This window comes from Pseudomonas sp. GW823-FHT02C05 (assembly GCF_058797595.1).
Window position 1 is genome coordinate 730,058 of the sequence record NZ_JBXAJU010000001.1, and the last position, 26,215, is coordinate 756,272.

General features: G+C 64.1%; 20 protein-coding genes and 1 pseudogene. 16 read left to right on the forward strand and 5 right to left on the reverse strand.

Features of this window, described 5'->3' with window-relative positions; genetic code table 11:
- Positions 1–30 precede the first annotated feature (30 nt).
- Positions 31–1,293, forward strand: coding sequence for a hypothetical protein (locus tag AC1RGE_RS03640; protein ID WP_492583381.1), 1,263 nt, complete (start codon positions 31–33; stop codon positions 1,291–1,293).
- 284 nt (positions 1,294–1,577) lie between these two features.
- Here the strand turns inward: AC1RGE_RS03640 and AC1RGE_RS03645 are convergent, their stop codons facing one another.
- The gene (locus tag AC1RGE_RS03645) at positions 1,578–1,799 is read right to left on the reverse strand and encodes a helix-turn-helix domain-containing protein (protein WP_492583383.1); all 222 of its coding nucleotides are present in this window, start codon (positions 1,797–1,799) and stop codon (positions 1,578–1,580) included.
- Positions 1,800–1,950: 151 nt separating this feature from the next.
- Here AC1RGE_RS03645 and AC1RGE_RS03650 point away from each other — a divergent pair.
- A pseudogene (locus AC1RGE_RS03650) lies at positions 1,951–2,355 on the forward strand (DUF6196 family protein).
- Between the two features lie 198 nt (positions 2,356–2,553).
- A complete protein-coding gene (locus tag AC1RGE_RS03655; protein ID WP_443693524.1) occupies positions 2,554–2,835 on the forward strand; it encodes a hypothetical protein in 282 nt (93 codons plus the stop codon).
- A gap of 47 nt (positions 2,836–2,882) precedes the next feature.
- Here the strand turns inward: AC1RGE_RS03655 and AC1RGE_RS03660 are convergent, their stop codons facing one another.
- Positions 2,883–3,512 carry a cupin domain-containing protein gene (locus AC1RGE_RS03660; protein ID WP_492583385.1) on the reverse strand — a complete coding sequence of 210 codons (630 nt, stop codon included), beginning with the start codon at positions 3,510–3,512 and terminating at the stop codon, positions 2,883–2,885.
- Positions 3,513–3,585: 73 nt separating this feature from the next.
- The gene (locus AC1RGE_RS03665) at positions 3,586–5,538 is read right to left on the reverse strand and encodes an oxidoreductase (protein WP_492583387.1); all 1,953 of its coding nucleotides are present in this window, start codon (positions 5,536–5,538) and stop codon (positions 3,586–3,588) included.
- 215 nt (positions 5,539–5,753) lie between these two features.
- Between AC1RGE_RS03665 and AC1RGE_RS03670 the strand changes: the two genes are divergently transcribed.
- The 13 genes from AC1RGE_RS03670 to AC1RGE_RS03730 all read left to right on the forward strand — a co-directional run bounded on the left by AC1RGE_RS03670 (position 5,754) and on the right by AC1RGE_RS03730 (position 23,390).
- Positions 5,754–6,815 carry an ABC transporter substrate-binding protein gene (locus tag AC1RGE_RS03670; RefSeq protein ID WP_492583389.1) on the forward strand — a complete coding sequence of 354 codons (1,062 nt, stop codon included), beginning with the start codon at positions 5,754–5,756 and terminating at the stop codon, positions 6,813–6,815.
- A gap of 99 nt (positions 6,816–6,914) precedes the next feature.
- The gene (locus tag AC1RGE_RS03675; protein ID WP_065363890.1) at positions 6,915–7,709 is read left to right on the forward strand and encodes a class II aldolase/adducin family protein; all 795 of its coding nucleotides are present in this window, start codon (positions 6,915–6,917) and stop codon (positions 7,707–7,709) included.
- A gap of 482 nt (positions 7,710–8,191) precedes the next feature.
- Complete coding sequence (locus AC1RGE_RS03680; RefSeq protein ID WP_210456765.1) at positions 8,192–8,830, forward strand: TetR family transcriptional regulator C-terminal domain-containing protein; 639 nt, start codon at positions 8,192–8,194, stop codon at positions 8,828–8,830.
- Positions 8,831–8,913: 83 nt separating this feature from the next.
- Positions 8,914–9,630, forward strand: coding sequence for a response regulator (locus AC1RGE_RS03685; protein WP_065363891.1), 717 nt, complete (start codon positions 8,914–8,916; stop codon positions 9,628–9,630).
- A 1-nt stretch (position 9,631) separates the two neighbouring features.
- Positions 9,632–10,429, forward strand: coding sequence for a substrate-binding periplasmic protein (locus tag AC1RGE_RS03690; RefSeq protein ID WP_220224279.1), 798 nt, complete (start codon positions 9,632–9,634; stop codon positions 10,427–10,429).
- On the forward strand, positions 10,426–12,681 hold the full coding sequence (locus AC1RGE_RS03695; protein ID WP_492583391.1) for an ATP-binding protein: 2,256 nt from the start codon (positions 10,426–10,428) through the stop codon (positions 12,679–12,681). Before AC1RGE_RS03690 ends, AC1RGE_RS03695 begins: the two co-directional genes overlap by 4 nt.
- Before the next feature lie 208 nt (positions 12,682–12,889).
- A complete protein-coding gene (locus tag AC1RGE_RS03700; protein ID WP_015635402.1) occupies positions 12,890–14,293 on the forward strand; it encodes an amino acid permease in 1,404 nt (467 codons plus the stop codon).
- 1,238 nt (positions 14,294–15,531) lie between these two features.
- Entirely contained in the window at positions 15,532–16,323 is a 792-nt protein-coding gene (locus AC1RGE_RS03705) for an enoyl-CoA hydratase/isomerase family protein (RefSeq protein WP_011061006.1), read from the forward strand.
- A 218-nt stretch (positions 16,324–16,541) separates the two neighbouring features.
- The gene (locus AC1RGE_RS03710; protein ID WP_011061007.1) at positions 16,542–17,702 is read left to right on the forward strand and encodes an acyl-CoA dehydrogenase family protein; all 1,161 of its coding nucleotides are present in this window, start codon (positions 16,542–16,544) and stop codon (positions 17,700–17,702) included.
- Between the two features lie 21 nt (positions 17,703–17,723).
- A complete protein-coding gene (locus AC1RGE_RS03715) occupies positions 17,724–19,823 on the forward strand; it encodes an acetate--CoA ligase family protein (RefSeq protein ID WP_492583393.1) in 2,100 nt (699 codons plus the stop codon).
- A gap of 10 nt (positions 19,824–19,833) precedes the next feature.
- Entirely contained in the window at positions 19,834–21,441 is a 1,608-nt protein-coding gene (locus AC1RGE_RS03720; protein WP_492583395.1) for a 5-guanidino-2-oxopentanoate decarboxylase, read from the forward strand.
- 26 nt (positions 21,442–21,467) lie between these two features.
- Positions 21,468–22,676 (forward strand): pyridoxal phosphate-dependent aminotransferase, encoded by a 1,209-nt coding sequence (locus AC1RGE_RS03725; RefSeq protein ID WP_019093507.1) that lies wholly within the window; start codon positions 21,468–21,470, stop codon positions 22,674–22,676.
- Positions 22,677–22,685: 9 nt separating this feature from the next.
- Positions 22,686–23,390: an NAD(P)H-dependent oxidoreductase gene (locus tag AC1RGE_RS03730; RefSeq protein WP_011061010.1), complete on the forward strand. Its 705-nt coding sequence runs from the start codon at positions 22,686–22,688 to the stop codon at positions 23,388–23,390.
- A 387-nt stretch (positions 23,391–23,777) separates the two neighbouring features.
- Here the strand turns inward: AC1RGE_RS03730 and AC1RGE_RS03735 are convergent, their stop codons facing one another.
- Entirely contained in the window at positions 23,778–24,764 is a 987-nt protein-coding gene (locus AC1RGE_RS03735) for a 2-hydroxyacid dehydrogenase (protein WP_492583397.1), read from the reverse strand.
- 18 nt (positions 24,765–24,782) lie between these two features.
- Entirely contained in the window at positions 24,783–26,078 is a 1,296-nt protein-coding gene (locus tag AC1RGE_RS03740; RefSeq protein ID WP_276494988.1) for an MFS transporter, read from the reverse strand.
- Between the last annotated feature and the right edge of the window lie 137 nt (positions 26,079–26,215).

Consider the following 26,215-nt stretch of genomic DNA (forward strand, 5'->3'; position numbering starts at 1 on the left):
GTGATTGCACTTAAAGGAATATCTAGCTCCATGGGCATCAGAAGCGCCGACTACGAAATACAATTTGCTCTACATCAAGTATGCACGTCTTCAAATCCGCTTCTAGCATTACGCGCATATGAAAAAAACCAGCACCTACTAAAAGACTGGCGAATAATCTATGCAGCTGAAGATGATGCGGGGCCATTTAAACTAAGGCGCAAAGAATTCTCTGACAGAGGATTTATATCAACGTGTTTTCGAGGAAAGTCACTTTGGGTACTAGACGCAGAAGCCATCAGTACTTTATCTCCAGTAAGATTACAGATAGGGTACGGCACCTTTGTTGATTCAAATGCAGCCAGCTTTATCAAAGCAATTGCATATCGCGAAAATCTATCTCCACAGCTAATTAGGTACGGCCTATCTTTAAGGGAGAATTTCAACAACGAGGAACTGGCAAATTTCAATCCGTACTTGTATCTGTGGGAGGCACAAAGATCTTGGAACTCACAAACCATTGAAAATAGCCGAATGACTCTAGCAGCAATACATGCGCTATCACTAGATTCATATCCGTTAGATGAGGCTTGGGGAAGACGGTTTAGAAAGTTTTACAAAAAGCAAGCAGAAGCTTACGCAGATGAGCTACTGGTCGACTTTCAGAAGCAATTAGACGATGGATTACGTGAAGGTATCGAACAACAGGTAAATCTTGTTGAAAGCATGATATTGCGTACCAAAATAATTGAAGCAAGCTCTTCCAAATCAGTGGAGCATAAGATGGAGGAGCTCGTGCAATTTATGCATGAAGACCTATCGATATTTATGCTGCGAGAGTTAATTGTTTGTGCCGATATCATATGTCGTGGCGGGCGGTCTGCGCTGTCAAAAAAACTTAACTCCGTACTGGATAAAAAAGATCCGCTTGCCGTAATAAAGAACTGCTCATGGGACCTCTATCTCCCGCGAGCGCTGGATGCAATGGCGAATACAAACACTCTACCCGAAGCTGACTTTTACCTCAGTAATTTAGTAACCTTCGACACGGATGTGGCTGATATTTTGAAACTGACAGAGCTGCGAGCAATGGCACTACACCGAGAGTCACCACTCACATTTCCTTTCTTTAACGAAGAATTCGTGGGCTGGCTAGTTACTCGACTGGGTGAAAAACGCATGAGTTCTCTTTCGGATATTTTTCAAGCTGAAAGCTTTGAACTCCGCGCAAAGCAGCGTAGTCATGAAAAAGTTAAAAGTATACTTATGGAAGATCGCGAAGAATTACTCTTCCTAAAAAAATCAAAGCAATAACTGTAGACGTTTCGTCACCCTGATTAACGCGTCATTTAGGTATTACATTTACTGACCGTTGGATCGAATTGCTCAGCCCACCAGTCCAGTAACAGGGGGGAGCTCAAGCCTCATACACGAGCCCGTCCTCTGAAATCTAGCTGATAGGTCCTGCAAAAATCAGTACAGCCACGGAATTTCGAACGATTTCTCTAGGCATAGCAGAATTATAGGGTGCGCTGATCCTGATTTTTCCGCGAGGAGTCGAGTTTGCTGACAGCGCCAGCTTATCGGCGTCTTCAACTTCACTCAGGATAGCGCTTGCAGCGCAAGTAATGTTCCCTGCCCACGGCGGTCAAGCTTTGGCGGCGAGTGGTTTGGGTGATCAGTTTGAGCCCTAGCTGAGATTCCAGATTGACTTGCTTGGCAATTAGCTTTGGAGTCACGCCTAATACGGCAGCCTCTGCCGAGAAGGAGTCTGACTTAACTGCCGCTACGAACGCCGCCACGCTTTTCAGCTTATCCATATCTACAACCTTTGGTTGTCAATGTTATTTGATATTGAGCATTTATCTTTAAGATCTTCATGCTTAGCATTGTGTGGGTCAATAAAAAGAAGCGCAGGGCATGAAATGGTGAACATTTCCCATGAAACGGCACAGGATACGGAGCGCAGACATGTTGCATGTAATTACCGAAGCGCGTGTCCGCTTCTTCCCCGGCACTTACACGTTTCTGGAGTTTCCTTTGTCATCGTTTCCTAGTGCCGCGCGCCCTGATGCACTGGCGCTTGTACGAGATGACAGGGTATGGAGTCAGCTAGTCTCCTGTGCGGACTTCGAGCAAGAGCTGTTCGGTGTTTTCCGGTTCCACTTTCCGGAAGGCGCCGACAACAGCGGGTTCGTTGGCTGGTTGGCAATGCACCTGAAGTAGAGGTTTGGGACCGGCGTTTTTGTGACTTGTGGCCAAAACCGAGAGGAGGGTGGGATCTTTGATTATTGGGGCGCCCCGGCGAGCCTAGCTTCAGATGTCTTCGCAGAGATCCGGGCTTTGGTAGATGGCCAAGTAGACGGTGAGGTGTGAGTTTCCCTGTAGCGGATATGTTCGCGTGTCCCCAGATTTCAGCTTATGGCAGGAAGCAGCCGCTGTAGGTGCGTACAAGTATGCTACCCCCAACCCCAACCCCAACCCCAACCCCAACGAAATGGCGAAAGAGAAGCAGACATCCTTTACGTAAATCTAAAGGCTGTTTATCTAAGCTCTCTGTTTAAAGGACTAGACATGACCGTTAAAATTATCGAATTCAGAAAACTGCTAGAGACCGGGCAGCGCTATCTGAATGGAGCCGCCACCCTCGCTGAGTTGAACGGTCGAGCAAGGGCAACATTGGAGGCCGGACACTTCTGGGGAGCCGCATCGCCACTCATGAAAGTCGCCCGAAACTGGGAACACATGATTAACCGCACCTGGAATGAGATGGGAGAGCACCAGGCTCCGCTGACTGAGGCCCAGTTCAGTGAGTGGTTGCGGCAGCAGTTCTATTTCCCACCCCGTGACAGTTAGCGCTCAGAAGGAGCGGTATACGGCGCTGCCGCTCAGCATCGCTCGCCTCAAAACGTCGGCGGCGTAATCACCCACAACACCACCGCATCCTCCTCCCCAGGATTCCCATACTTATGCGGTTCCTGGCTGGAAAAGCTAAAGCTATCCCCCTCACTCAACTGAAAATACCGTTCCCCCACCCACAGCTCAAAGCTCCCCGACAGCACATACCCGGCTTCTTCCCCCTCATGGCTGTAACTCTCCTTGCTGTACGTTCCCGGCGGAAAGCGCGAGTGCAAAAACTCCAGCTGCCGGGTCGGTTGCGGGGTCAGCAGTTGATCGATAATCCCGTTCTCATAATTCACCTGCAGCCGCTGTTTCTTGCGCACGACATAGCCCTGATCCTCGGGTGCGGTCTGGGTTTCGCTGGCGAAGAACCATTGGATGGTCACGCCCAGGCTGCGGGCGATGTTGAACAGGGCGGGGATGGAGGGGTAGGCGAGGTTGCGTTCCAGTTGGCTGATGTAGCCGGCGGTGAGTTCGCTCTGTTGCGCCAGTTCGCTCAGGGTCAGGCCGCGGCGTTTGCGCAGGCCGCGGATGCGGGTGCCAAGGAACTGCGGGCCGCCAGGGGCCTGGTTGTCGCTGCTGGGCTCGGTGGCGGGCAGGTGGCTCGCGGGCGGCGTCTTGCTTGGGTTCATGGCGGGCTCCAGGCCTGGAAGGTGGGCACATCCGGGCGCCCGTCCTGCAAAAGGCCTGGAGTATAAATCAGCCTCAAAGCGCCCAGGCGACTTTCAAGCCTTCATGGATGGCTTCTTCCACGGTGCGCGGTGCCAGGCAGTCGCCGATGCGTTGGAAGGGCACCAGGCCTTTGAGTTGTTGGCCGAGGTCATCCACCGATTGGTGGCCTTGGCACAGCACCAGGCTGTCGACGTTTTCCAGCAGCATGGGTTCGCCGCTGGCGGTGTGTTGCAGGTACACGGTGCTGTCGTCGCAGCCGTAGAGGCGGGCGTAGGGGATGATCGGGATCGCCAGTTTGTGCAGTTCGCCAGCCATTTGGTCGCGTACGTACAGCGGCAGGCTTTCGCCGCAGTGGGTGCCATTGACTGCTAGTTGCACTTGGTGCCCGGCGCGCACCAGGCGCTCGGCGATGCCGGGGCCGATCCAGTCGCAGCGCCAGTCGGCCACCACCACGCTGCGGCCCAGTTGCACTTCATCCCGCAGTACTTGCCAGGCGTCGACTACTTGCAGCTCGCCGCCGCGTTCGAAGTTTGGCCAGTAGGGCTGGGCGCCGGTGGCGATGATCACGTGGTCGGGGTTTTCCCGCTCGATCAGGGCGCGGTCGACCCGGGTGTTGCGTACCACTTCCACACCGGCCAGTTGCATTTCCCGTTGCAGGTTGGTGCTGGCGCCGCCGAATTCGCTGCGCCGGGGCAGCAGTTGTGCCAGTTGGATCTGGCCGCCCAGTTGCGCGCTGGCTTCGTAGAGGGTTACGCGGTGGCCGCGTTGCGCGGCGACCGCAGCGGCTTTCATCCCGGCCGGGCCGCCGCCCACCACCAGGATGCGTTTGCCGCGGGCGCTGGGCTTGGGCTGGCCGTAGAGCAGTTCGCGGCCGGTTTCCGGGTGCTGGATGCAGGAGATCGGCAGGCCCTTGTGGAAGTGGCCGATGCACGCCTGGTTGCAGGCGATGCAGGCGCGCACGTCTTCGGCGTGGCCGCTGTCGCTCTTGTTGGGCATCTGCGGGTCGCAGATCAGCGCGCGGGTCATGCCGCACACGTCGGCCTGGCCCTTGGCGATGATCGCTTCGGCTTCCTGGGGCTGGTTGATGCGCCCGGTGACGAACAGCGGGATCGACAGTTTGGCCTTGAAGGTGCCGGCTTCCCGGGCGAGATAAGCCGCTTCCACCGCCATGGGTGGGACTATGTGCACCGCGCCGCCGAGGGAGGCGGAGGTGCCGGCGACGATGTGCACGTAGTCCAGTTGCCCTTGCAGCAACTGCACGGCGGCCAGGGATTCGTCTTCGGTGAGGCCTTCGGGGTCGCGTTCATCGGCGGAAATGCGCAGGCCGATGATGAAGTCGGCATCGGTGCTGGCGCGCATGGCGCCGAGAATTTCCCGGATAAAGCGCAGGCGCTGTTCCAGTTCGCCGTTGTAGCCATCGGTGCGGCGGTTGACCCGCGGGTTGATGAACTGCGCCGGCAGGTAGCCGTGGCTGGCCACCAGTTCTACGCCGTCCAGCCCGGCCTGATGCAGGCGCCGGGCGGCGTCGGCGTAGCCCTGGATGATCTCGTCGATCATGTCCTGGTCCAGGGCCCGGGGCATGACCCGGAAGCGTTCGTTGGGCACCGCCGAGGGCGCGTAGGCCACCGCCAGCAGGCCGTCGGCGGACTCCATGATTTCCCGCCCCGGGTGGAAGATTTGCGACAGCACCACGGTGCCGTGGGCGTGGCAGGTTTCGGCCAGGCGCCGGTAGCCGTCGATGCAGGCGTCGTCGGTGGCCATCAGCACGTGGCTGGTGTAGCGCGCACTGTCGTGGACCCCGGCCACCTGCAGCACGATCAGGCCGACGCCGCCTTCGGCCCGGGCGCGGTGGTAGGCAATCAGCTGTTCGTTGACCAGGTTGTCGGTGGGCATCGAGGTGTCGTGGCCGCTGGACATGATGCGGTTCTTCAGGCGTTTGCCACGGATCTGCAAGGGGTCGAACAGGTGCGGGAAGGCGCTGGTCATTGCGGTGGCTCCAGGCGGGCCAAGGGCAGGGGGCGGGGCCTTGGCGTTGTTATTGTTGGCCTATCAAAATTTACCGCCAGTAAAAAATCAACTTGTTTTTTTACTAAGGCTTGCAGTAGCTTCGATTTGCGCCCGCTCCCGGGGCCAACCTCACAACAATAAAAAAGGGCTGTGCCGGCGCCTGCCGGTGTGGCACCGCGAAGAGGATTCACAGAATGAAAGCGCTCACCCGCAAGCACGGTTGTTCTTTCCTGGCCCTGAGCCTCGCCCTGGGTCTGACCCTGGGCCAGGGCACTGCCCAGGCAGCCCCCGACATGGTGGTCGTGGCGTACGGCGGAGCCGGACAAAAAGCCCAGGATGTGGCGTTGTTCCAACCCTTCAGCAAGGCCGATGGCAGCAAGCTGATCCAGAGCGAATACAACGGCGAAATGGCCCGGATCAAGGTCATGGTCGACACCGGCAACGTCGACTGGGACGTGGTGCAGATCGAAGGCCCGGACCTGATGCGCGGCTGCGACGAAGGTATGTACGAGCCCCTGGACTGGGAGGCCCTGGGCCGTGCCGAGCAGCTGATTCCCGATGCCGCCCAGCCCTGCGGTTCGGCGGTGCTGGTGTGGAGCGTGGCCATTGCCTACGACCGCAACAAGCTGGCCAAGGCCCCGACATCCTGGGCGGATTTCTGGGACGTCAAGCAGTTCCCCGGCAAGCGCGGCCTGCGCAAGCGCGCGGTGTACAACCTGGAATTCGCCCTGATGGCCGACGGGGTCAAGGTCGAGGACGTGTACAAGGTCCTGGCCACGCCCGAGGGGGTGGAGCGGGCCTTTGCCAAGCTCAGCGAACTCAAGCCCTACATCCAGTGGTGGGAGGCCGGGGCCCAGCCGGGGCAGTGGCTGGCCGCCGGTGATGTGGTGATGACTTCCACCTACAGCGGCCGCATCGCCGTGGCCGCCCAGGCCGGCGCGCCGCTGGCGGTGGTGTGGCCCGGCAGCCTGTACGGCATGGACTACTGGGCGATCATCAAGGGCTCGAAACACGTGGATCAGGCCAAGCGTTTCATCGCCTTCGCCAACACTCCCGAGGTCCAGGTCGACTACGTCAAGCAGATCCCCTATGGCCCCACCAACACCCTGGCCGCAGCCAAGCTCGACCCGGCGCTGGCGCAGTGGGTGCCGACCTCGGAACAGAACCTCAAGGGTGCACTGGCGATGGACGTCGGGTTCTGGGTTGATCATGGCGAGGAGCTGGAAGAGCGCTTCAACGCCTGGGCTAGCAAGTAAGCGCAACGGGCTGGACGCCTGCGGGCGTCCGGTCCTATTGTTTGCGGGCTCTTTTTACCGGCCCCGTTTGCCCGCCCACCTGCCTGGAGGACTCCAACAATGAACAATATCGCTCCCAGCCCCCACGCCCTGACCGAGCGCAGCGCCACCGAACAGCGCCTGCGCGAAGAGCTGGCGGCCTGCTACCGGTTGATCGCGCACTTTCGCATGACCGACCTGATCTTCACCCATATCTCGGTGCGCCTGCCTGGGCCCGAGCATCACTTCCTGATCAACCCCTACGGCTTGATGTTCGATGAAATCACCGCCTCCAACCTGGTGAAGATCGACCTCAATGGCGAAGCCGTGGAGCCGTCGCCGTACCCGGTGAACCCGGCGGGTTTTGTGATTCACAGCGCCATTCATGGCGCCCGGGAAGATGCCCAGTGCGTGCTGCACACCCACACCAAGGCCGGTTGCGCGGTGGCGGCGCTCAAATGCGGCTTGCTGCCGGTGAACCAGATTTCCATGGAGTTCTATGGCCGCGTGGCCTACCACGATTACGAAGGTGTGGCCCTGGACCTGAGCGAGCAGCAACGGCTGGTGGCCGACCTCGGCGACAAGAGCGTGCTGATGCTGCGCAACCATGGCTTGCTCACCGTGGGCGAAACCGTGAGCCAGGCGTTTTTGCGCATGTACTACTTGGAGAAAGCCTGCGAGATCCAGCTGGCGGCCCAGGCGGCGGGGGAGATCGTGCTACCGCCGGACGCGGTCTGCGCCCACACCGAACGCCAGTTCAACGACCCGGGCCGGCCGCTGCAGGAAGGCGAACTCAACGACCCGGACGCCATGCAACTGGCCTGGGCAGCGTTGTTGCGCCTGCTGGAGCGCATCGCCCCCGACTACCGCGCCTGACCACACGTGGGTTTGTATCTACCTGTAGCCGCTGCCGAGCCCTGGCGAAGCTGCGAAAAGGCCCGCAGGGCCTTGCTTGACGATCTCCAGCCGAACCTGTGTCGTCTTCAAGATCTTTGCGTCCCTGCGACGGAGTGCCGCCCAGACCGTGCGCAGCCTTCGGCAGCGGCTACAGGGACCGCGCCGTTTGTTGTTTTTGTCACGGTGCTCCCGGCTTTGTCATGTGTAGCCGCTGCTGAGCCCTGGCGAAGCTGCGAAAAGGCCCGCAGGGCCTTGCTTGACGATCTCCAGCCGAACCTGTGTCGCCTTGAAGATCGTTGCGTCCCTGCGACGGAGTGCCGCCCAACTCGTTCGCAGCCTTCGGCAGCGGCCACAGGAAGCGGTGCGGCTTGGGCGGCCACACAAACGCTGGATAGCCACGGAAGGCCTGTTGTACAGTCGTTCAGTTTCAACTTCCCGCCACTGTCCAAGGAACCCGCCCCATGAGCCAGGAAGCGCGCTTTTCCCGTCTGGAACCCGACCTGCGCAAGGCCGAGCTGATCGAGGCGACGCTGACCTGCCTCAAGCTCCACGGTTTCCAGGGCGCGTCGATCCGCAAGATCTCCGCCGAGGCCGGGGTTTCGGTAGGGCTGATCAGCCATCACTATTCCGGCAAGGACGAGCTGGTGGCCGAGGCCTATCGCGCGATCACCGGGCGGGTCATGAGCCTGCTGCGCGAGGCCATGGAGCAGGCCGCGCCCGACCCCCGGCAGCGGCTGTCGGCGTTCTTTCGCGCCTCGTTCTGCGCCGAACTGCTGGACCCGCGGCTGCTGGATGCCTGGCTGGCCTTCTGGGGCGCGGTGAAGACCGCCGAGGCGATCAACCTGGCCCACGAACATTCCTATGGTGAATACCGCAACGAGCTGGCCGGCCTGCTGGGCCAGTTGGCCGGCCTTCAGGGCTGGAAAGGCTTCGACGCCGATCTGGCGGCCATCAGCCTCAGCGCCTTGCTCGACGGCCTGTGGCTGGAATCCGGGCTCAACCCCGGGACCTTCAGCCCGCAGCAGGGCGTGCAGATCTGCGAGGCCTGGGTCGAGGGGCTGCTGGCCAGCGGCGGGCGAGGTTTCGCTGTGCCGACATAGGGCTGTTGATCGGTTGTTCAGTAATGGCTAGGCTGCTGCGCTGTAGGTGGTTTCTCTAATAAAAATAATCAGGAACACAGGCGATGACTCCTCGGGTATTGATCGTCGACGACGATCCGCTGATTCGCGAGCTGCTTCAGGCTTATCTCTCTCAGGAAGGCTACGACGTGCATTGCGCCGCCACCGCGGAGCAGGCGGAGAGCTTTCTCGGCCAGCACACGGTGGACCTGCTGATGCTGGACATCCGCCTGCCGGGCAAGGACGGCCTGACCCTGACCCGCGAGCTGCGGGTGCGTTCGGAGGTGGGGATCATCCTGATCACCGGGCGCAACGACGACATCGACCGGATCGTCGGCCTGGAATGCGGCGCCGACGACTACGTGATCAAACCCCTCAACCCCCGCGAGCTGGTGTCCCGGGCCAAGAACCTGATCCGTCGGGTGCGCCAGGCCAGCCCGCCCCAGGCCTCGGCCAACAGCCCGAGCCCGGTCAAGCAGTTCGCCGACTGGGCCCTGGACACCGACCGCCGCCGGCTGATCGACCCGCGGGGCGCTGAAACCCTGCTGACCCACGGCGAATACCAATTGCTCAGCGTGTTCCTGCGCAACAGCGGCCATACCCTGAGCCGCGACCAGTTGATGGACCAGATCCGCAACCGCGAATGGGTGCCCAGCGACCGTTCCATCGACGTGCTGGTGGGCCGCTTGCGGCGCAAGCTGCACGACGACCCGGCCGAGCCGGAGCTGATCATCACCATCCACGGCGCCGGTTACCTGTTCACCGCCAGCGTGGCGGCCTGAATTGCTGCGTCGCGCGCTGGTGCTGTGCCTGGGCCTGTGCCTGATCCCGCTGGCCGGCGCGACCTGGGCCGAGCCCCAGCCCGTGCTGCGTTATTGCGACTACCCGGTGTACCCGCCGATTTCCTGGAGCGACGGCAGCCAGGTGCGTGGCCTGGCACCGACGGTGGTGCGCCAGGTGCTGGGGGACCTGGGCTATCAGGTGCAGGTGGTGGTGCTGGGCAACTGGAAGCGCTGCCTGCTGGACGCCGCGGCCGGCCGGGTGGATGTGGTGCTGGCCTACAGCACCGGCCAGCGCCAGCAGGACCTGTTGTTTTCCCGGGTGCCGGTGCTGCGTGAGGAGGTGGCGCTGTTCGTCAACCGCCGCAACCTGCCGAGTTTTACCCACTTGCAGGACCTGACCGCCTACCGCGGCGGCCTGCTGTTCGGCGAGAGCTACGGCCAGGATTTCGACCGCGAAGTGGTGCAGCACGGCAATATCGAATGGGTTTCCAGCAGCCAGCAGAATTTCGGCAAGCTGATCCGCCAGCGCATCGATTTCATCCCCCATGAACGCCGCACCGGGCAGCTGTTCATCGAGCAGTTGCCGGGGGCCGAGGACATAGTCGCCTTGCCCCAGGCGGTGAGCGTCGACTACCTGCGCCTGGCGGTGTCGCGCCATTCGCCCCTGGCGGCGCGCATGGCCGAGATCGACACCCAGTTGCAGCGCCAGGTGGACAGCGGGGCGATCCAGCGCTGGCTGGCGCAAAGCCAGGACGGCTACCGCGCCATGCTCAAGGCCCAGGTGGAGGGCCGGCCATGATTGCGCTGCGGCCCAGCGGCCTGTTGCGCCGCCTGTTGCTGTTTATCCTGCTGTTCAGCCTGTGCTTCACCGTGTTCGCCAGCAGCGTGCAGCTGTACTTCGAATACCGCCGGGAAATGCGCGACATCGACAGCCGCATGGAGCTGATCCGCGCCGGTTACCTGGGCAGCCTGGAACGCAACCTGTGGGACCTCAACCAGGAGCAGCTGACCGTGCAGTTGCAGGGGCTGGTGGACTTTTCCGATGTGGCCCGGGTGCACCTGATCAGCAACGATTTCGACTTGCAGCAGGGCAGCGCCGAGCTGATCGGGCCGCTGCGGGTCGAGCGTTTTCCCTTGAGCTACCAGCCGCCGTCCGGGCCCTTGCGCCAGCTCGGCGAGTTGCAGGTCAGCACCGACCTGGGGGCGGTGTACCGGCGTTTGTACGCCACCGGGCTGGCCAGCCTGTTGTGGATGAGCGTGTTTCTCTGCGGCTTGGCGGTGGCCTTGTCCGGGCTGTTCTACCGCCTGGTCACCCGGCACCTGCAAGTGATGGCCGACTTTGCTCGGCGCGTGGCCGCCGGCGAGTTGCGCGAGCCCCTGCACCTGGACAAGCGCCAGCGCCCGGGCGGCGATGAAGTCGACACCGTGGCCCGAGCCCTGGACGACATGCGCCGGGCGGTGCTCGACGATGTGCAGCGCCGCGAAGCTGACCGCCTGGCCTTGCAGGACAAGCGCGACGAGTTGCAGAAAATGGTCCAGCGCCGCACCGCCAGCCTGATGCACGCCAAGGATGAGGCCGAAGCCGCGAACCTCGCCAAGTCGCGCTTTCTGGCGACCATGAGCCATGAACTGCGCACCCCCTTGAACGGCATCCTCGGCATGGCCGAACTGCTGCGCCGGGCGCCCCTGGAACACCAGGACCGCCAGCGTTTGCAAGCCTTGCACCAGGCTGGGGAGGGCCTGCTGAGCATCCTCAACGAAGTGCTGTCCTTCGCCCGGTTGGAGGAGGGCGAAAGCCACCCGGAAGTGCGGGACTTCTCCCTGCGTCAGTTGCTGGAAGAAGTCACCACCTTGTTGCAGCCCCGGGCCGAGGCCAACCGCACCCGCCTGGAATTGCACATCGACGAACAACTGGCGCTGCGTCAGCAGGGCGCCGAGCAGTACCTGCGCCAGGTGCTGAGCAACCTGCTGGCCAACGCCATTCGTTTTACCGAAGACGGCTGGGTGCGGGTCGAAGTGCAAGTGCTCGGCAGCACCGTCGAGGGCCAGCGCCTGCGTTGCTGCGTGCGCGACAACGGCATCGGCATTGCTGCGTCGATGCGCGAGAAGATCTTCGAGCGTTTCGTCCAGGCCAGTGACGAGGTGACCCGGCGCTATGGCGGCACCGGCCTGGGCTTGGCCATCTGCAAGCACCTGCTGCAACAACTGGACGGGCGCATCGGTGTGGACAGCGAGCTGGGGCAGGGTAGTTGTTTCTGGTTCGAGCTGGCGTTGGGCATCGGCCAGGAGCCCTTGTCGGTGCCCGCGCTTGAGTTGCCGACGCAGGGGTTGAAAATCCTGGTGGTGGAAGACGTGGCCCTGAATCGCGAAGTGGCCAGCGGACTGCTTGAGCGTGACGGCCATCAGGTGTGGCTGGCGCAAGACGGTGAAAGCGCCCTGGCCCTGTGTCAGCAGCAAGCCTTCGACCTGTTGCTGCTGGATGTGCACCTGCCCGGCATCAGCGGAGTCGAGCTGTGCCGCGAGATCCGCCGCCGCCCCGGGCCCAATCGGCAGGTACGCATTGTTGCCCTGACCGCCAGCGTCCAGCCGTCCGTGGTGCGTGGTTATCTGCAAGCCGGGATGCAGGGCATTCTCGGCAAGCCGTTGCAGCTGGCCAGCCTGCGGCAGGTGTTGGCCGGGCAGGTGCAGGTGCCGCAGGCCGACACTGAGGAGGGCTTGCTCGACCAGAGCGTGCTGGACACCCATCGCAGCCTGTTGGGCGAGCAGAAATTGCAGGGTCTGCTTCAAGTGCTGGCCGATGCCCTGGATCAGCAACAGCCCCTGTTGAGCGATGCCCTGGCCGCCGAGGACTGCACCGAAGTCCTGCACCTGGCCCATCGCCTGGCGGGCAGCGCCGATTCCCTGGGCTTCTGTGCCCTGGCCCGAGTGCTGCGGGAGTTGGAAGGTGCGGCAGAGCAGGCCGATCGTCCGGCGCTGGCGGCCCTGGGGGTGAGTTTGCAAACGTCCTGGCAGCAGTCCCGGGCCTTGCTGCAACAGCTGTTGGCGGCCTGACGTACAAAATCCTTACGACTTTTTACATCTTCGATCTTTTGCTTCAACCCGAACTTACATGGCTTTCCAATAATCGCTTGAGCCGCGCCCGCCGCGGCCTTCGAAGCTTATTGGAGATAATAATAATGAACTGCCTGCAAGCTGCTTGTACCCCACGCCCCGTCCCATCGCCCCGCGCCCTGCGCCTCACCGACTGCTGAGGTGCACCATGACGACCAGTACTGAACGCAAAGGCATCCAACTGACGCGCTCGCTGAAGAGCCGGCACATTTTCATGCTGTCCCTGGGCGGCGTGATCGGCACCGGGCTGTTCATGGGCTCCGGGGTCACCATCAACCAGGGCGGGCCCTGGGGGGCGATCCTCTCCTACCTGGTGGCCGGCTTCCTGATGTACCTGGTAATGGTCTGCCTGGGCGAGCTGTCGGTGCAGATGCCGGTGTCCGGCTCGTTCCAGGCCCACGCCACCAAGTACATCGGCCCGGCCACCGGCTTCATGATCGGCTGGGTCTACTGGATGAGCTGGGCCACCACCGTGGGCCTGGAGTTCACCGCCGCCGGCATGCTGATGCAGCGCTGGTTTCCCGGGGTGCCGATCTGGTACTGGTCGGCGCTGTTCGTGGCCTTGCTGTTCGGCATCAACGCCCTGGCCACCCGGGCCTTTGGCGAGGCCGAATACTGGTTCGCCGGGGTCAAGGTGCTGGCGATCCTGAGCTTTATCGTGGTGGGCGCGCTGGTGATCTTCGGCGTCATCGACCTGCCCAGCGGCGCCCCGGCGCCGATGTTCGACAACCTCAAGGGCGACTCCCTGTTCCCCAACGGCCTGCCGGCGGTGTTCGCGGTGATGATGACCGTGGTCTACGCCTTCCAGGGCTGCGAGATCATGGGCGTGGCTGCCGGTGAAACCGACCAGCCGGAAAAAAGCATCCCCCGCGCCGTACGCAACGTGGTGTTTCGCGTGCTGATCTTCTACGTGCTGGCAGTGATGGTGCTGGCGGCGATCATTCCCTGGCAGCAGGCCGGGCTGGTGGAAAGCCCCTTCGTCCAGGTGTTCGACATGGTGGGCATTCCCTACGCCGCCGACCTGATGAACTTCGTGATCCTCACGGCGATCCTCTCGGTGGGCAACTCCGGGCTGTATGCCTCCACGCGCATCCTCTGGGCCATGTCCAAATCCGGGATGGCGCCCAAGGCCCTGTCGCCCCTGAGCAAACAAGGCGTCCCCCTGCGCGCCCTGTTCATCACCCTGTGCTTTGCCCTGATCTCGCTGATGACCAGCTTCATCGCTGCCGACACCCTGTTCATGGTGCTGATGGCGGTGAGCGGCATGGCCGGCACCGTGACCTGGATCGTCATTGCCCTGGCCCAGTACCGCTTCCGTCGCCAGTTCCTGCGCGAGGGCGGGCAACTGGAGCAGCTCAAGTACCGCGCGCCCTGGTTCCCCCTGGTGCCGCTGCTGTGCATCGTCCTGTGCAGTTCGCTGTTCGTGTTCCTGGCCCTGGATGAAACCCAGCGTCCGTCGCTGTACTGGGGGTCGGGCTTTATCGCCCTGTGCTATGGCGCTTACTACCTGATGCAACGCAAACGCCAATTGCAACCTGCAGCCGCTGTGTAGGAGCCGGCTTGCCGGCGAAGGGGCCCGGGAGACATGCAGCGCCTGGGCGGATGCCTTCGCTGGCGTTTGCGGCTAGAGGGACGGGGTAGATATTCATTCCTGCGGTCATGGCCGCTGGTGGTTTCGCCTTTACAGCGAGGTTGACGGGGTACATATCCGTTGCTGCGGTAACGGCCACTTAGGGTTTCGCCCTTACGGCGAGTCCCTTTTTACAAACGCCTAAAAAGGAACCAAAAACGCTTGCCCCTCCATGGGCCCCTCGCTAAGGCTCGGGGTTCCCTCGCTTCGGCATTGCTCCGGGGGCCGCCGCCAACCGGCCATCCATGGCCGGGTGGCGGCTAGCTCGGCATCCCTGCCGAGCTGCCCCCCTACGCAACGCCTACGCTCGGCCGGCTGGGAAGGGGCCTGAAGATCAAAAGCAAAAGCAAAAGCCAAGCGCGTGTTACGCGCTTTTCGTAGGAGCCGGCTTGCCGGCGAAGAGGCCCGTGAGACATGCATCGCCTGGACGGACGCCTTCGCTGGCAAGCCAGCTCCTACACGGGGGGGGGCGGTGCACACCGCTCCATCTTCAGGCCGGCCGGTAGGCCGCCGTCGCGCTCTTGATTTTGATCTTGATCTGAGCGCCCTGTTAACCACGATGGCCGAACGCAGGCATTGATCCGTGGGTAACCCGGCAGGGATGCCGGGTTAGCCGCCACCCGGCCAGGGATGGCCGGTGGCGGCGGCCCACGGATCAATGCCGGAGTGAGGGCATGCCGAGCCTAAGCGAGGCACCGAGTGGAGGGGCAGAGCGTTTTGCTTACTTTTGCGCTCTTCAAAAGTGAGCCGCTGTAAGAGCGGAACCGCCAGCGGCCGCACTCGCAGGAACGGATATGTACCCAACCCCCGCTGTAAAAGCGGAACCATAAGCCGCCGCACCCGCAGCAACGGATATGTCCACCAATCAGACCGCCCCCCTCAGGCTTTACGACCGCCGCGCGCCCGAGCGGGAGCAAGCACTCTCGCCACAAAAAAACCTCCCCCAATCCCCCTTTTGTCGAGGCTTGTTCGAAGTTGTAACAACCCCCACACACCACACCCCAAGAATCCAGATTTTTACCTAATAAAAACAAAGGGATACTTAAAAAACTCGACCAAAACTCCCCCCAAGCCCCCCAATTGCCGCCTTGTTGAACACTCGTTTAGTATGGCGCTCACGTCACCTCCCTCACGCCAACCACAATAATTCGAGGACGCACATGACCCCTTCATCGTCGCTGCTCAGCCGGGTCGAAGCCGGCGTAGCCTGGATCACCCTCAACCGCCCGGAGCAACGCAACGCCCTGGACATCCCCACCCTCAAGCAACTGCATGCCTTGCTGGAGCACTGCAACAGTGACCCGGCGGTACGGGTGCTGGTGCTGACCGGCAGCGGCCGCAGTTTCTGCGCCGGGGCCGATCTGGCGGAATGGGCCGAAGCCGAGGCCCGGGGCGCCCTGGAAAGCTACGGCTGGACCGAAACCGCCCACGCCTTGATGACCTGCCTGCACAGCCTGGACAAACCCACCATCGCCGCCATCAACGGCACGGCGGTGGGCGGTGGCATGGACCTGGCGCTGTGCTGCGACCTGCGGGTGGCCGGGCAGTCGGCGCGCTTCAAGGCCGGCTACACCAGCATGGCCTACTCGCCGGACGCGGGGGCCAGCTGGCACCTGCCGCGCTTGATCGGCAGCGAACAGGCCAAGCGCCTGCTGTTCCTCGATGAGTTGTGGAGCGCCGAACGCGCCCTGGCTGCCGGGCTGGTGGGCGAGGTGTGCGCCGACGAGCAACTGATCGGCAGCGTCAGCGAGCTGGCGGCGCGCCTGGCCACGGGCCCGACCTTCGCCTTTGCCCAGACCAAGAAGCTGATCCGCCAGGGCGCCGACCGCAGCCTGGCGCAGCAACTGGCCGCCGAACTGGCCGCCGGCCTGCTGTGCGGGCGCAGCGCCGACGGCGCCGAAGCCCTGCGTGCCGTCAGCGAAAAACGCCCGCCACGTTTCCAAGGGTTGTAGGGGCGGTCGGGCGGCGTTCCGCTTGCCGGCGAAAGGGCCCCTGGGCCATGCGCCCATTTTGTAGGAGCCGGCTTGCCGGCGAAGGCGCCCGCAAGAACAGCGCCTGATTCAAGGGCCTGTTCGCCAGCAAGCTGGCTCCTACAGGAAGGTGTTTTTCGGCAGGTCGTCCTGCCCGATCACTGGTTTTTTTGCACCGTCACTCACTCACAGGTAGCGCCATGAATTTCCAACTCAGCCAAGAACAAGAAATGTTGGTGGACGCGGTTCGCAGTTTTGTCAGCAAGGAGTTGCTGCCCCACGAAGAGGCGGTGGACCGCGCCGATGAGGTCAGCGCCGACCTCGCCGGGGAAATCCGCAGCAAGGCCATCGCCGCTGGCTTCTATGCCTTCAACATGCCGGAAGAAGTGGGTGGTGGCGGCCTGGACTACCTGTCCCAGGCGCTGATCGAGCGCGAGCTGGCCAAGTGTTCCTGGGCCCTGCATGTGTTCGTTGCCCGGCCGTCGAAAATCCTCATGGCCTGCACCGGCTCGCAGATCGGCGACTACCTGCTGCCCTGCGTGCAGGGGCGCAAGGTCGACTGCTTCGCCCTGACCGAACCCGGGGCCGGCTCCGACGCCAATGCGATCAAGACCCGCGCCGTGCGCGACGGCGGCGACTTCGTGCTCAACGGCAGCAAGCACTTCATCAGTCACGCCGGGCATGCGGATTTCGCCATTGTCTTCGCCGTCACCGGTACCTATGAGCACAACGGCCGCCAGCGCAACGCGGTGACTTCGTTCCTGGTGGACCGCGACACCCCGGGCCTGACCATCCGCCGTGGCCCCAAGTGCGTGAGCAACCGCGGCTACCACACCTTCGAGATGTTCTTCGATGACTGCCGGGTACCGGCCAGCAAGGTGCTGGGGGAGGTGGGCAAGGGTTGGGAAGTGGCCAACGCCTGGCTCACCGCCGGGCGAGTGATGGTCGCCGCCAATTGCGTGGGGCAGGCCCAGCGCGCCCTGGATGCCTCCTTGCAATGGGCCGCGGACCGCAAACAGTTCGGCCAGGCCATCGGCAGTTACCAGGGGGTGTCGTTCAAGCTGGCGGACATGGCCACGCAGATCCGCGCCGCCGAGCTGTTGACCCTGCACACCGCCTGGAAGATGGACCAGGGCAGCATGACCGATGGCGAGGCCGGCATGGCCAAGCTGTTCGCCAGTGAAGTGCTGGGCCGGGTGGCCGACGAGGCGGTGCAGATCTACGGCGGCATGGGCCTGATGGACGAAGGCCCGGTGGAGCGCATCTGGCGCAACGCGCGGATCGAGCGGATCTGGGAAGGCACTTCGGAGATCCAGCGCCACATCATTTCCCGTGAACTGCTGCGGCCGCTGATGCGCTGAGCGCCCTGGAGAATTGCCGTCATGTCCCAGACTTTGCGTGACAATCTCAAGCGCCTGCTGGCCCCGCGGCACCTGGCTTTCGTGGGCGGGCGTAGCATGGCCCGGGCCCTCAGGCGCTGCGCCGAAGGCGGTTTTGCCGGGCCCATGTGGCTGGTCAACCCGCAGCATGCCGAGCTCGATGGCGTGCCGTGCGTGGCCAGCATCGAACAGCTGCCCTGCGGCCCGGATGCGGTGTTCGTCGCCACCAACCGCGAGCTGACCCTGACCTGCGTCGCGGCGCTGGCGGCCAAGGGCGCCGGCGGGGCGATCTGTTACGCCTCGGGCTTTGCCGAAACCGGCGCCCAGGGCCAGGCCCTGCAACGGCAACTGCTGCAGGCGGCCGGCGACATGGCGCTGCTGGGCCCCAACTGCTACGGCCTGCTGGACTACCTGCACAGCGCCGCGCTGTGGCCGGTGGCCCATGGCGGTCAACCCGTGGAACGCGGGGTGGCGGTGCTGACCCAGAGCGGCAACTTTGCCTACAACCTGTCCATGAGCGATCGCTCGCTGCCGGTGGCCTACATGGCGTCGGTGGGCAATCAGGCGCAGCTGGGCATTGCCGAATTGATGGACGTGCTGCTGGACGAACCACGGGTCACCGCCATCGGCCTGCACCTGGAAGGCCTGAAGAACGTGCCGGGGTTTGCCCGGGCGGCGCATAAAGCCCTGGAGAAGGGCATTCCGATCATTGCCCTGAAGACCGGGGTGTCGCAGATCGGCGCCGAGCTGGCCTTGAGTCACACCAGTTCGCTGTCGGGATCGGACGCGCTGTACGACGCGCTGTTCCAGCGCCTGGGGGTGATCCGGGTCAGCGGCCCGGTGAGTTTTGTCGAAACCTTGAAAGCCGCCTCCTGCGGGCAGTTGCCGGCTGGCCCGCAGTTGATGGCCCTGGCCTGTTCCGGGGGCGATGCCGGGCTGATCGCCGACTACGCCGAGCGCAACGGCCTGCAGTTGCCCAAGCTGGATGCCGGGCAGTGCGCCGAGCTGGCCCAGGTGCTGCCGGGCTACGCCAACCTGGTGAACCCGCTGGATTTCACCACCGCCATCTGGGGCGACGCTACGGCCCTGCAAGCCATGCTCGACACGGCCCTGCGTACCGAGGCCGACAGCGCCATGCTGGTGCTGGATTACCCGGCCGAATTTACCGGCGAGCGCAAGGAATGCGACCTGCTGCTGGAGCTGTTCTGCGCCGCGTTGCAGCGCCATGGCAAGCGCGGTTTTGTCACTTCGGCCTTTCCCGAGCTGCTGCCGGCCAGTGCCCGCGAGCGTTTGCACGGCCATGGCATTCCCGCCTTGCAAGGCGTGGAGGACGGCCTGGCGGCCTGGGGCCGGATCGTCGCCTATCAACAGCGGCGCCCGGTGTTGCTGGCCCTGGGGGAGTCGGCCCTGGTGCCGCTGTGCCCGCAGGCTCTGGACGGTAGCGCTGTGCTGCTGGACGAGTGGCAGTCCAAGCAGGCCTTGCGCGCCTTTGGCCTTTGTACCCCCGATGGTGTGTTGACCACCCCCGGGCAGGCCCTGAGCGCGGCGGCGGGCATTGGCTACCCGCTGGTGCTCAAGGCGGTGAGCGCCGAGCTGCCGCACAAGACCGAGGCCGGGGCGGTGGCCCTCAATCTCAAGGACCCTGAAGCCCTGAGCGCCGCATTGCGGCTGATGCGCACGCGGATTGCCGAGCATGCGCCGGGGCTGGCCTTTGAACAGATCCTGCTGGAGCCCATGGCCGCGGCGCCCCTGGCGGAGCTGATTGTCGGCATCAAGCGTGAGAACGACTTCGGCCTGGCCCTGGTGATCGGCGCCGGCGGGGTGCTGGTGGAACTGCTCAAGGACAGCCGCAGCCTGCTGCTGCCCACCACCGAAGGGGCGATCCGCCAGGCCTTGCTCAGCCTGCGCAGCGCTACCTTGCTGCAAGGCTTTCGCGGGCGCCCCGAGGCCGATCTTGAGGCCCTGGTGGCGGCCATCGGCGCGGTGGCGGACTACGCCTGCGAACATGCCGGGCAACTGCTGGAACTGGATGTGAACCCATTGTTGGTCGGTGCCCAGGGCACCGTCGCGGTCGATGCGTTGATTCGCCTTGGCCAGGCTTGAGGAGAGAGACATGCACGATCAGACCTTGACCGGTGGCCAGGCCCTGGTGCGCCTGCTGGCCGGCTACGGCGTCGACACGGTGTTTGGCATTCCCGGGGTGCACACCCTGGAGCTGTACCGCGGGCTGCCCGGCAGCGGCATCCGCCATGTGCTGACCCGCCACGAGCAGGGCGCGGGTTTCATGGCCGACGGTTACGCCCGGGTCAGCGGCAAGCCCGGGGTGTGTTTCGTCATCAGTGGCCCGGGGGTGACCAACGTCGCCACCCCCATCGGCCAGGCCTACGCCGACTCGATCCCGCTGCTGGTGATTTCCAGCGTCAACCACAGCGCCAGCCTGGGCAAGGGCTGCGGCTCGCTGCACGAAACCCAGGACCAGCGGGCGATTACCGCGCCTATCACCGCCTTTTCGGCCCTGGCCCTGAGCCCGGAAGATTTGCCGGAGCTGATCGCCCGGGCCTTTGCCGTGTTCGACAGCGAGCGCCCGCGCCCGGTGCACATCAGCGTGCCCCTGGATGTGCTGGCAGCCAAGGTCGCCCGGGACTGGACCGGCGAAGTGCGGCGACGCCCCGCTCGCGGTCCGGCTGCGGCGGTAGATATCCAGCAAGCGGCGGACACACTGCGCAACGCCAAGCGGCCGATGATCATTGCCGGTGGCGGCGCGCTGCACGCCGCCGAGCAACTGCGGACCCTGAGCACGCGCCTGGGGGCGGTGTTCTTCAGCAGCGTCGCCGGCAAGGGCCTGCTGCCGGATGAAGCGCCACTGAACGCCGGGGCGACCTTGTGCGTGGAGCCCGGCTGGCAGCTGATCAGTCAGGCCGACGTGGTGCTGGCGGTGGGCACCGAGATGGCCGACACCGACTATTGGCGCGAGCGCCTGCCGCTCAACGGCGAGCTGCTGCGCCTGGATATCGACCCGCGCAAGTTCAATGACTTCTACCCGTGTTCGGTGGCCCTGCACGGCGATGCCCGCGCCACCCTGGACGCACTGCTGCTGGCCTTGGAGCAACAGGTCACGCCTGCCACGGCGGCGATTCATGCGGTGGCCGATCTGCGCCAGGCGGTGCAGAACGGGCAGGGGCCCTTGCAGCAGATTCACCGCTCGATCCTGCAACGCATTGCCGCCGAGCTGCCGGAGCACGGCTTTATCGCCAGCGACATGACCCAGCTGGCCTACAGCGGCAACTACCTGTACCCGACCCGGGCGACCCGCAGCTGGCTGCACCCCACCGGCTACGGCACCCTCGGCTACGGCTTGCCGGCCGGCATCGGCGCCAAGCTCGGTGCCCCCGAGCGGCCTGGGCTGGTACTGGTGGGCGATGGTGGTTTTCTCTACACCGTGCAGGAGTTGGCCACGGCGGTGGAGGAACTGCGCAGCCCGCTGGTGGTGCTGCTGTGGAACAACGACGCCCTGGGGCAGATCCGCGATGACATGCTGGACCTGAACATCGAGCCCATTGGCGTGCTGCCGCGCAATCCGGATTTTGCCGCCCTGGCCCGGGCCTTTGGTTGCAGCGTCAGCCAGCCCGCCAGCCTCGATGAGTTGCAACAGGAACTGCGCGAGGGCTTTGCCCGCAATGGCGTGACCCTGATCGAACTCAAGCACGCCTGCGCGCGCTGACCATCCCTTTTTCCTGGAGCTTGTGCATGCGCTTTTCTCGACTGACCCAACGTATTGCCGGAGACGGCGCCGCCGCCTGGGACATTCATTACCGGGCCCTGGCCAAGCGCGAACGTGGCGAGGAAGTCTGGTTGCTGTCGGTGGGCGACCCGGATTTCGACACCCCGCAACCCATCGTCCAGGCGGCCATCGACAGCCTGCAGGCCGGCCACACCCATTACGCCGATGTGCGCGGCAAGCGCGCCTTGCGCGAGGCCATCGCCCGCCGCCATCAGCAGCGCAGCGGGCAAGTGGTGGATGCCGAGCAGGTGGTGGTGCTGGCCGGTGCCCAGTGCGCCCTGTACAGCGTGGCCCAGTGCCTGCTGGACCCGGGGGACGAAGTGATAGTGGCCGAGCCGATGTACGTCACCTATGAAGCAGTGTTCGGCGCCTGCAATGCCCGGGTGGTGCCGCTGCCGGTGCGGGCCGAGGACGGCTTTCGGGTGCAGCCCGAGGCGGTGGCCGCGCGCATCACCGGCAAGACCCGGGCCCTGGTGCTCAACAGCCCGCACAACCCCACGGGCGCCAGTATCCCCCGGGCCACCTGGGAAGCCCTGGCGGCGCTGTGCATCGAACATGACCTGTGGCTGATCTGCGACGAGGTCTACAGCGAACTGCTGTACGAGGGCGAGCATGTCAGCCCGGCCAGCCTGCCGGGCATGGCCGAGCGCACCGCGACCCTCAACAGCCTGTCCAAGTCCCATGCCATGACCGGCTGGCGCCTGGGCTGGGTGGTGGCGCCGACGGCCCTGGCCGCGCACCTGGAAAACCTCGCCCTGTGCATGCTCTACGGCTCACCGGAATTCATCCAGGACGCCGCCGTGGTGGCCCTGGAACAGCCCTTGCCGCAGCTGCAAGAGATGGCCCAGGCCTATCGCCAGCGCCGGGACCTGGTGTGCGACTGCCTGGCCGATTGCCCCGGTGCCCGGCCGTTGAAACCCGATGGCGGCATGTTCGTCATGGTCGATATCCGCGCCACCGGGCTCAGCGCCCAGGCCTTCAGCGAGCGCCTGCTGGATGAGCAGGGCGTCTCGGTGCTGGCTGGCGAAGCCTTCGGCCCCAGCGCCGCCGGGCATATCCGCCTGGGGCTGGTGCTGCAAGCGGATGACCTGCGCGAAGCCTGCCGGCGCATCGCCTTGTGCGCCCGGCAGTGCCTGGCCGAACGCGATGCCCCTGTTACTGTGCAACCTGTCTGAGGAAGCTTCATGAATGTGTTGATCGTCCACGCCCACCCCGAACCGCAGTCCTTCACCGCCGCCTTGCGTGACCAGGCCCGCAGCACCCTGGAGGCCCAGGGGCACCAGGTACAGGTCAGCGACCTGTACGCGATGAACTGGAACCCGGTGGCCAGCGCCGCGGATTTTGCCTCCCGGGACAACCCGGATTACCTGGTGTATGCCCTGGAACAGCGCCTGGGGGTGAAGAACCAGAGCATTGCCGCGGATATCCAGGCCGAGCTGGACAAGCTGCTGTGGGCCGACCTGTTGATCCTCAACTTCCCGGTGTTCTGGTTCTCGGTGCCGGCCATGCTCAAGGGCTGGATCGACCGGGTGCTGGTGTCGGGGGTGTGTTATGGCGGCAAGCGTTTCTATGACCAGGGCGGGCTGGCGGGCAAGAAAGCCCTGGTGACCCTGACCCTGGGCGGGCGCGAGCACATGTTCGGCGAAGGCGCGATTCACGGCCCGCTGCAGGACATGCTGCGCCCGCTGCTGCGCGGCACTTTGGCCTATGTCGGCTATGACGTGCTGGAACCCTTCGTGGCCTGGCACGTGCCCTACATCAGCCAGGAGGCTCGCGAAGCCTTCCTGCACAGCTACCGCCAGCGCCTGCAGCACCTGGCGGACGACCAGCCCCTGGTCTTCCCGCGCCTGGACCAGTTCGACGAAGCCCTGTACCCCTTGCCGGTCTGAAATCCCCACCGCCGATACGCCTTCCTCCGTAGGAGCCGGCTTGCCGGCGAACAGGCCCTTGAGCCTTGTGCTGCTCTTGCGGCCGCCTTCGCTGGCAAGCCAGCTCCTACACGAGCGTCCGCGGCGATACGCCTTCCTCCGTAGGAGCCGGCTTGCCGGCGAACAGGCCCTTGAGCCGTGTGCTGCTCTTGCGGCCGCCTTCGCTGGCAAGCCAGCTCCTACACGAGCGTCCGCGGCGATACGTCTTCCTCCGTAGGAGCCGGCTTGCCGGCGAACAGGCCCTTGAGCCTTGCGCTGCTCTTGTGGCCGCCTTCGCTGGTAAGCCAGCTCCTACACGAGCATTCCCGGCGATAGGGAGTTCTTCGGGGGCGCTGCGCGGGCTGGCCGCTAGGGGCGCGAGCCGGTCCACGCCGCGGGGTTGACCAGGTTCGGTGGGCGCTGGCCGGCCAGGGCCGCCAGCAGGTTGTCCACCGCGCAGCGGGCCATGGCTTCGCGGGTTTCGTGGGTGGCCGAGCCGATGTGCGGGGTGGCCACGACGTTGGGCAGTTGCAGCAGCGGGGAGTCGTGGTCCAGCGGCTCGCGTTCGAAGACGTCCAGCCCGGCGCCGCGAATCCGCCGTTGTTGCAGGGCTTCTATCAGCGCCGCTTCATCCACCACCTTGCCCCGGGAAATATTGATGAAGATGCTTTCGGGGCGCATCAGGGCGAACTCCCGGGCGCCGATCAGGCCCTGGGTGCGTTCGGTCAGGGGCAGGGTCAGGCAGATGAAGTCGGCTTCCTCAAGCAGTTGCTCCAGGCTCCGGTACTGGGCATTGAAGCGTTGCTCCACCGCGGGCTTGGGCCGGGTGCTGTGGTAGATCAGCGGCATGCCGAAGCCGAAATGCCCGCGCTGGGCCAGGGCTTCGCCGATGCGCCCCATGCCGATGATGCCCAGGGTCTTGCCGTGGACATCCGTGCCAAAGTGCGCCGGCCCGATGTTGCGCTGCCATTGCCCGGCGCGCACCAGGTTGGCCAGTTCCACCACCCGCCGGGCGGTCGCCAGGATCAGCGCGAAGCCGGTGTCGGCGGTGGTCTCGGTGAGCACGTCGGGGGTGTTGCTGAGCAGGATGCGGCGCTGGGTCAGGTAGTCGATGTCATAGTTGTCGACCCCCACCGAAACGCTGGCCACCGCCCGCAACCGGGGCGCCAGGTCCAGCAGTTCGGCGTCCAGGCGCAGGCTGGCGCCCAGCAGCCCGTCGGCGCTCGGCAGCGCCTGGCGCAGGGCATTCAGCCCCGGCGCGTCGAGGGTTTCGATCAGGGTTACCTGCGCCTGCTCCTGCAGGCGGGCCATCAGCGTTGGGGAGAGTTTCTTGTACAGCACCAGGTGTTTTTTCATGGGGTTCTCTAGACCGTTTCAAGGGTGGGCCAGGCGCCGGCGCAGGGGCAGGGCCTTGGCCTGCGGCTGGTCGGCACCGGGTTTGAGCAACAGGGTCAGCAGTACCGAGAGCAGCAGCGCGCCGCTCATCAGCAGGTAGGAGGCGCCGGGGGAGCCGGTGGCGCTGTTCAGGTAGCCCACCAGGTAGGAACCGCCGAAAGAGCCCAGGGCGCCCATGCTGTTGATCAGGGCCATGGCGCCACCGGCGACGTTGGCCGGAAGGATCTCCGGGACGATGGCGAAGAACGGCCCGTAGGGCGCGTACATGCAGGCCCCGGCGATCACCAGCAGGCTGTAGGACCACCAGAAGTGCTCGGCCCCCAGCAGGTAGGAACCGTAGAAAGCGATGGCCGCCACCAGCAGCGGCGGCCAGACGAAGCGCTTGCGCTTCTGGGTGCGGTCCGAGCCCCAGGACACCACCAGCATGGCGATCACCGCCGCCAGGTAAGGCAGGGCCGAGAGCCAGCCGGCTTCCACCATGTCCATCTGCGCGCCGTGCTTGAGGATCGACGGCAGCCACAGGACAAAGCCGTAGACCCCGATGCTCCAGCAGAAGAATTGCAGGGCGAGGATGATCACCCTGGGCGAGCGGAACGCCTCGGCGTAGTTCTTCACCGCCTTGATCCCTTGCTGTTCGGCGGCCAGGGCGCTTTCCAGGTCGCGTTTTTCGTCCTGGCTCAGCCACTGCGCCTGGCTGGGCCGGTCATCGGCCAGGCGCCACCAGATAAAGGCCCAGATCACCGCCGGCAGGCCTTCGATGATGAACATCCAGCGCCAGCTGAAGTGCTGCACCAGGTAGCCGGAGACCACCGACATCCAGAGCATGGTCACCGGGTTGCCGAGGATCAGGAAGGTGTTGGCCCGGGAGCGTTCGGCGCGGGTGAACCAGTGGCACAGGTACACCAGCATCGCCGGCATCACCGCGGCCTCTACCACCCCCAGCAGGAAGCGGATGCCGATCAGCATGTAGGCGTTGGCGACTATCCCGGTGAGGGTGGCCAGGCCGCCCCAGAGGATCAGGCTGACGAAGATCAGCTTCTTCACGCTGCGCTTTTGCGCGTAGATCGCCCCGGGCACCTGGAAGAAGAAATAGCCGAGGAAGAACAGCGCCCCCAGCAGCGAGGACAGGCCGGGGGTGATCTGCAGGTCGTCGGCCATGCCCGAGGCCGCGGCGAAACCGTAGTTGGCGCGGTCCAGGTAGGCCAGGCTGTAGGTGATGAAGACGATGGGCATGATGTACCACCAGCGGCGGGTGGCGAGTTTGAGCGTGTCCATGAAAGTTCTCCTGAGCTTGTTGTTTTTGTCGCAGCAGGTGGTTCGTGGTGTTCGGTCACTGCAGGAGCCGGCTGGCCGGCGAAGGGGCCCTTGAGGCATGTGTCGCCGGGCGGGCGTCTTCGCTGGCAAGCCAGCGC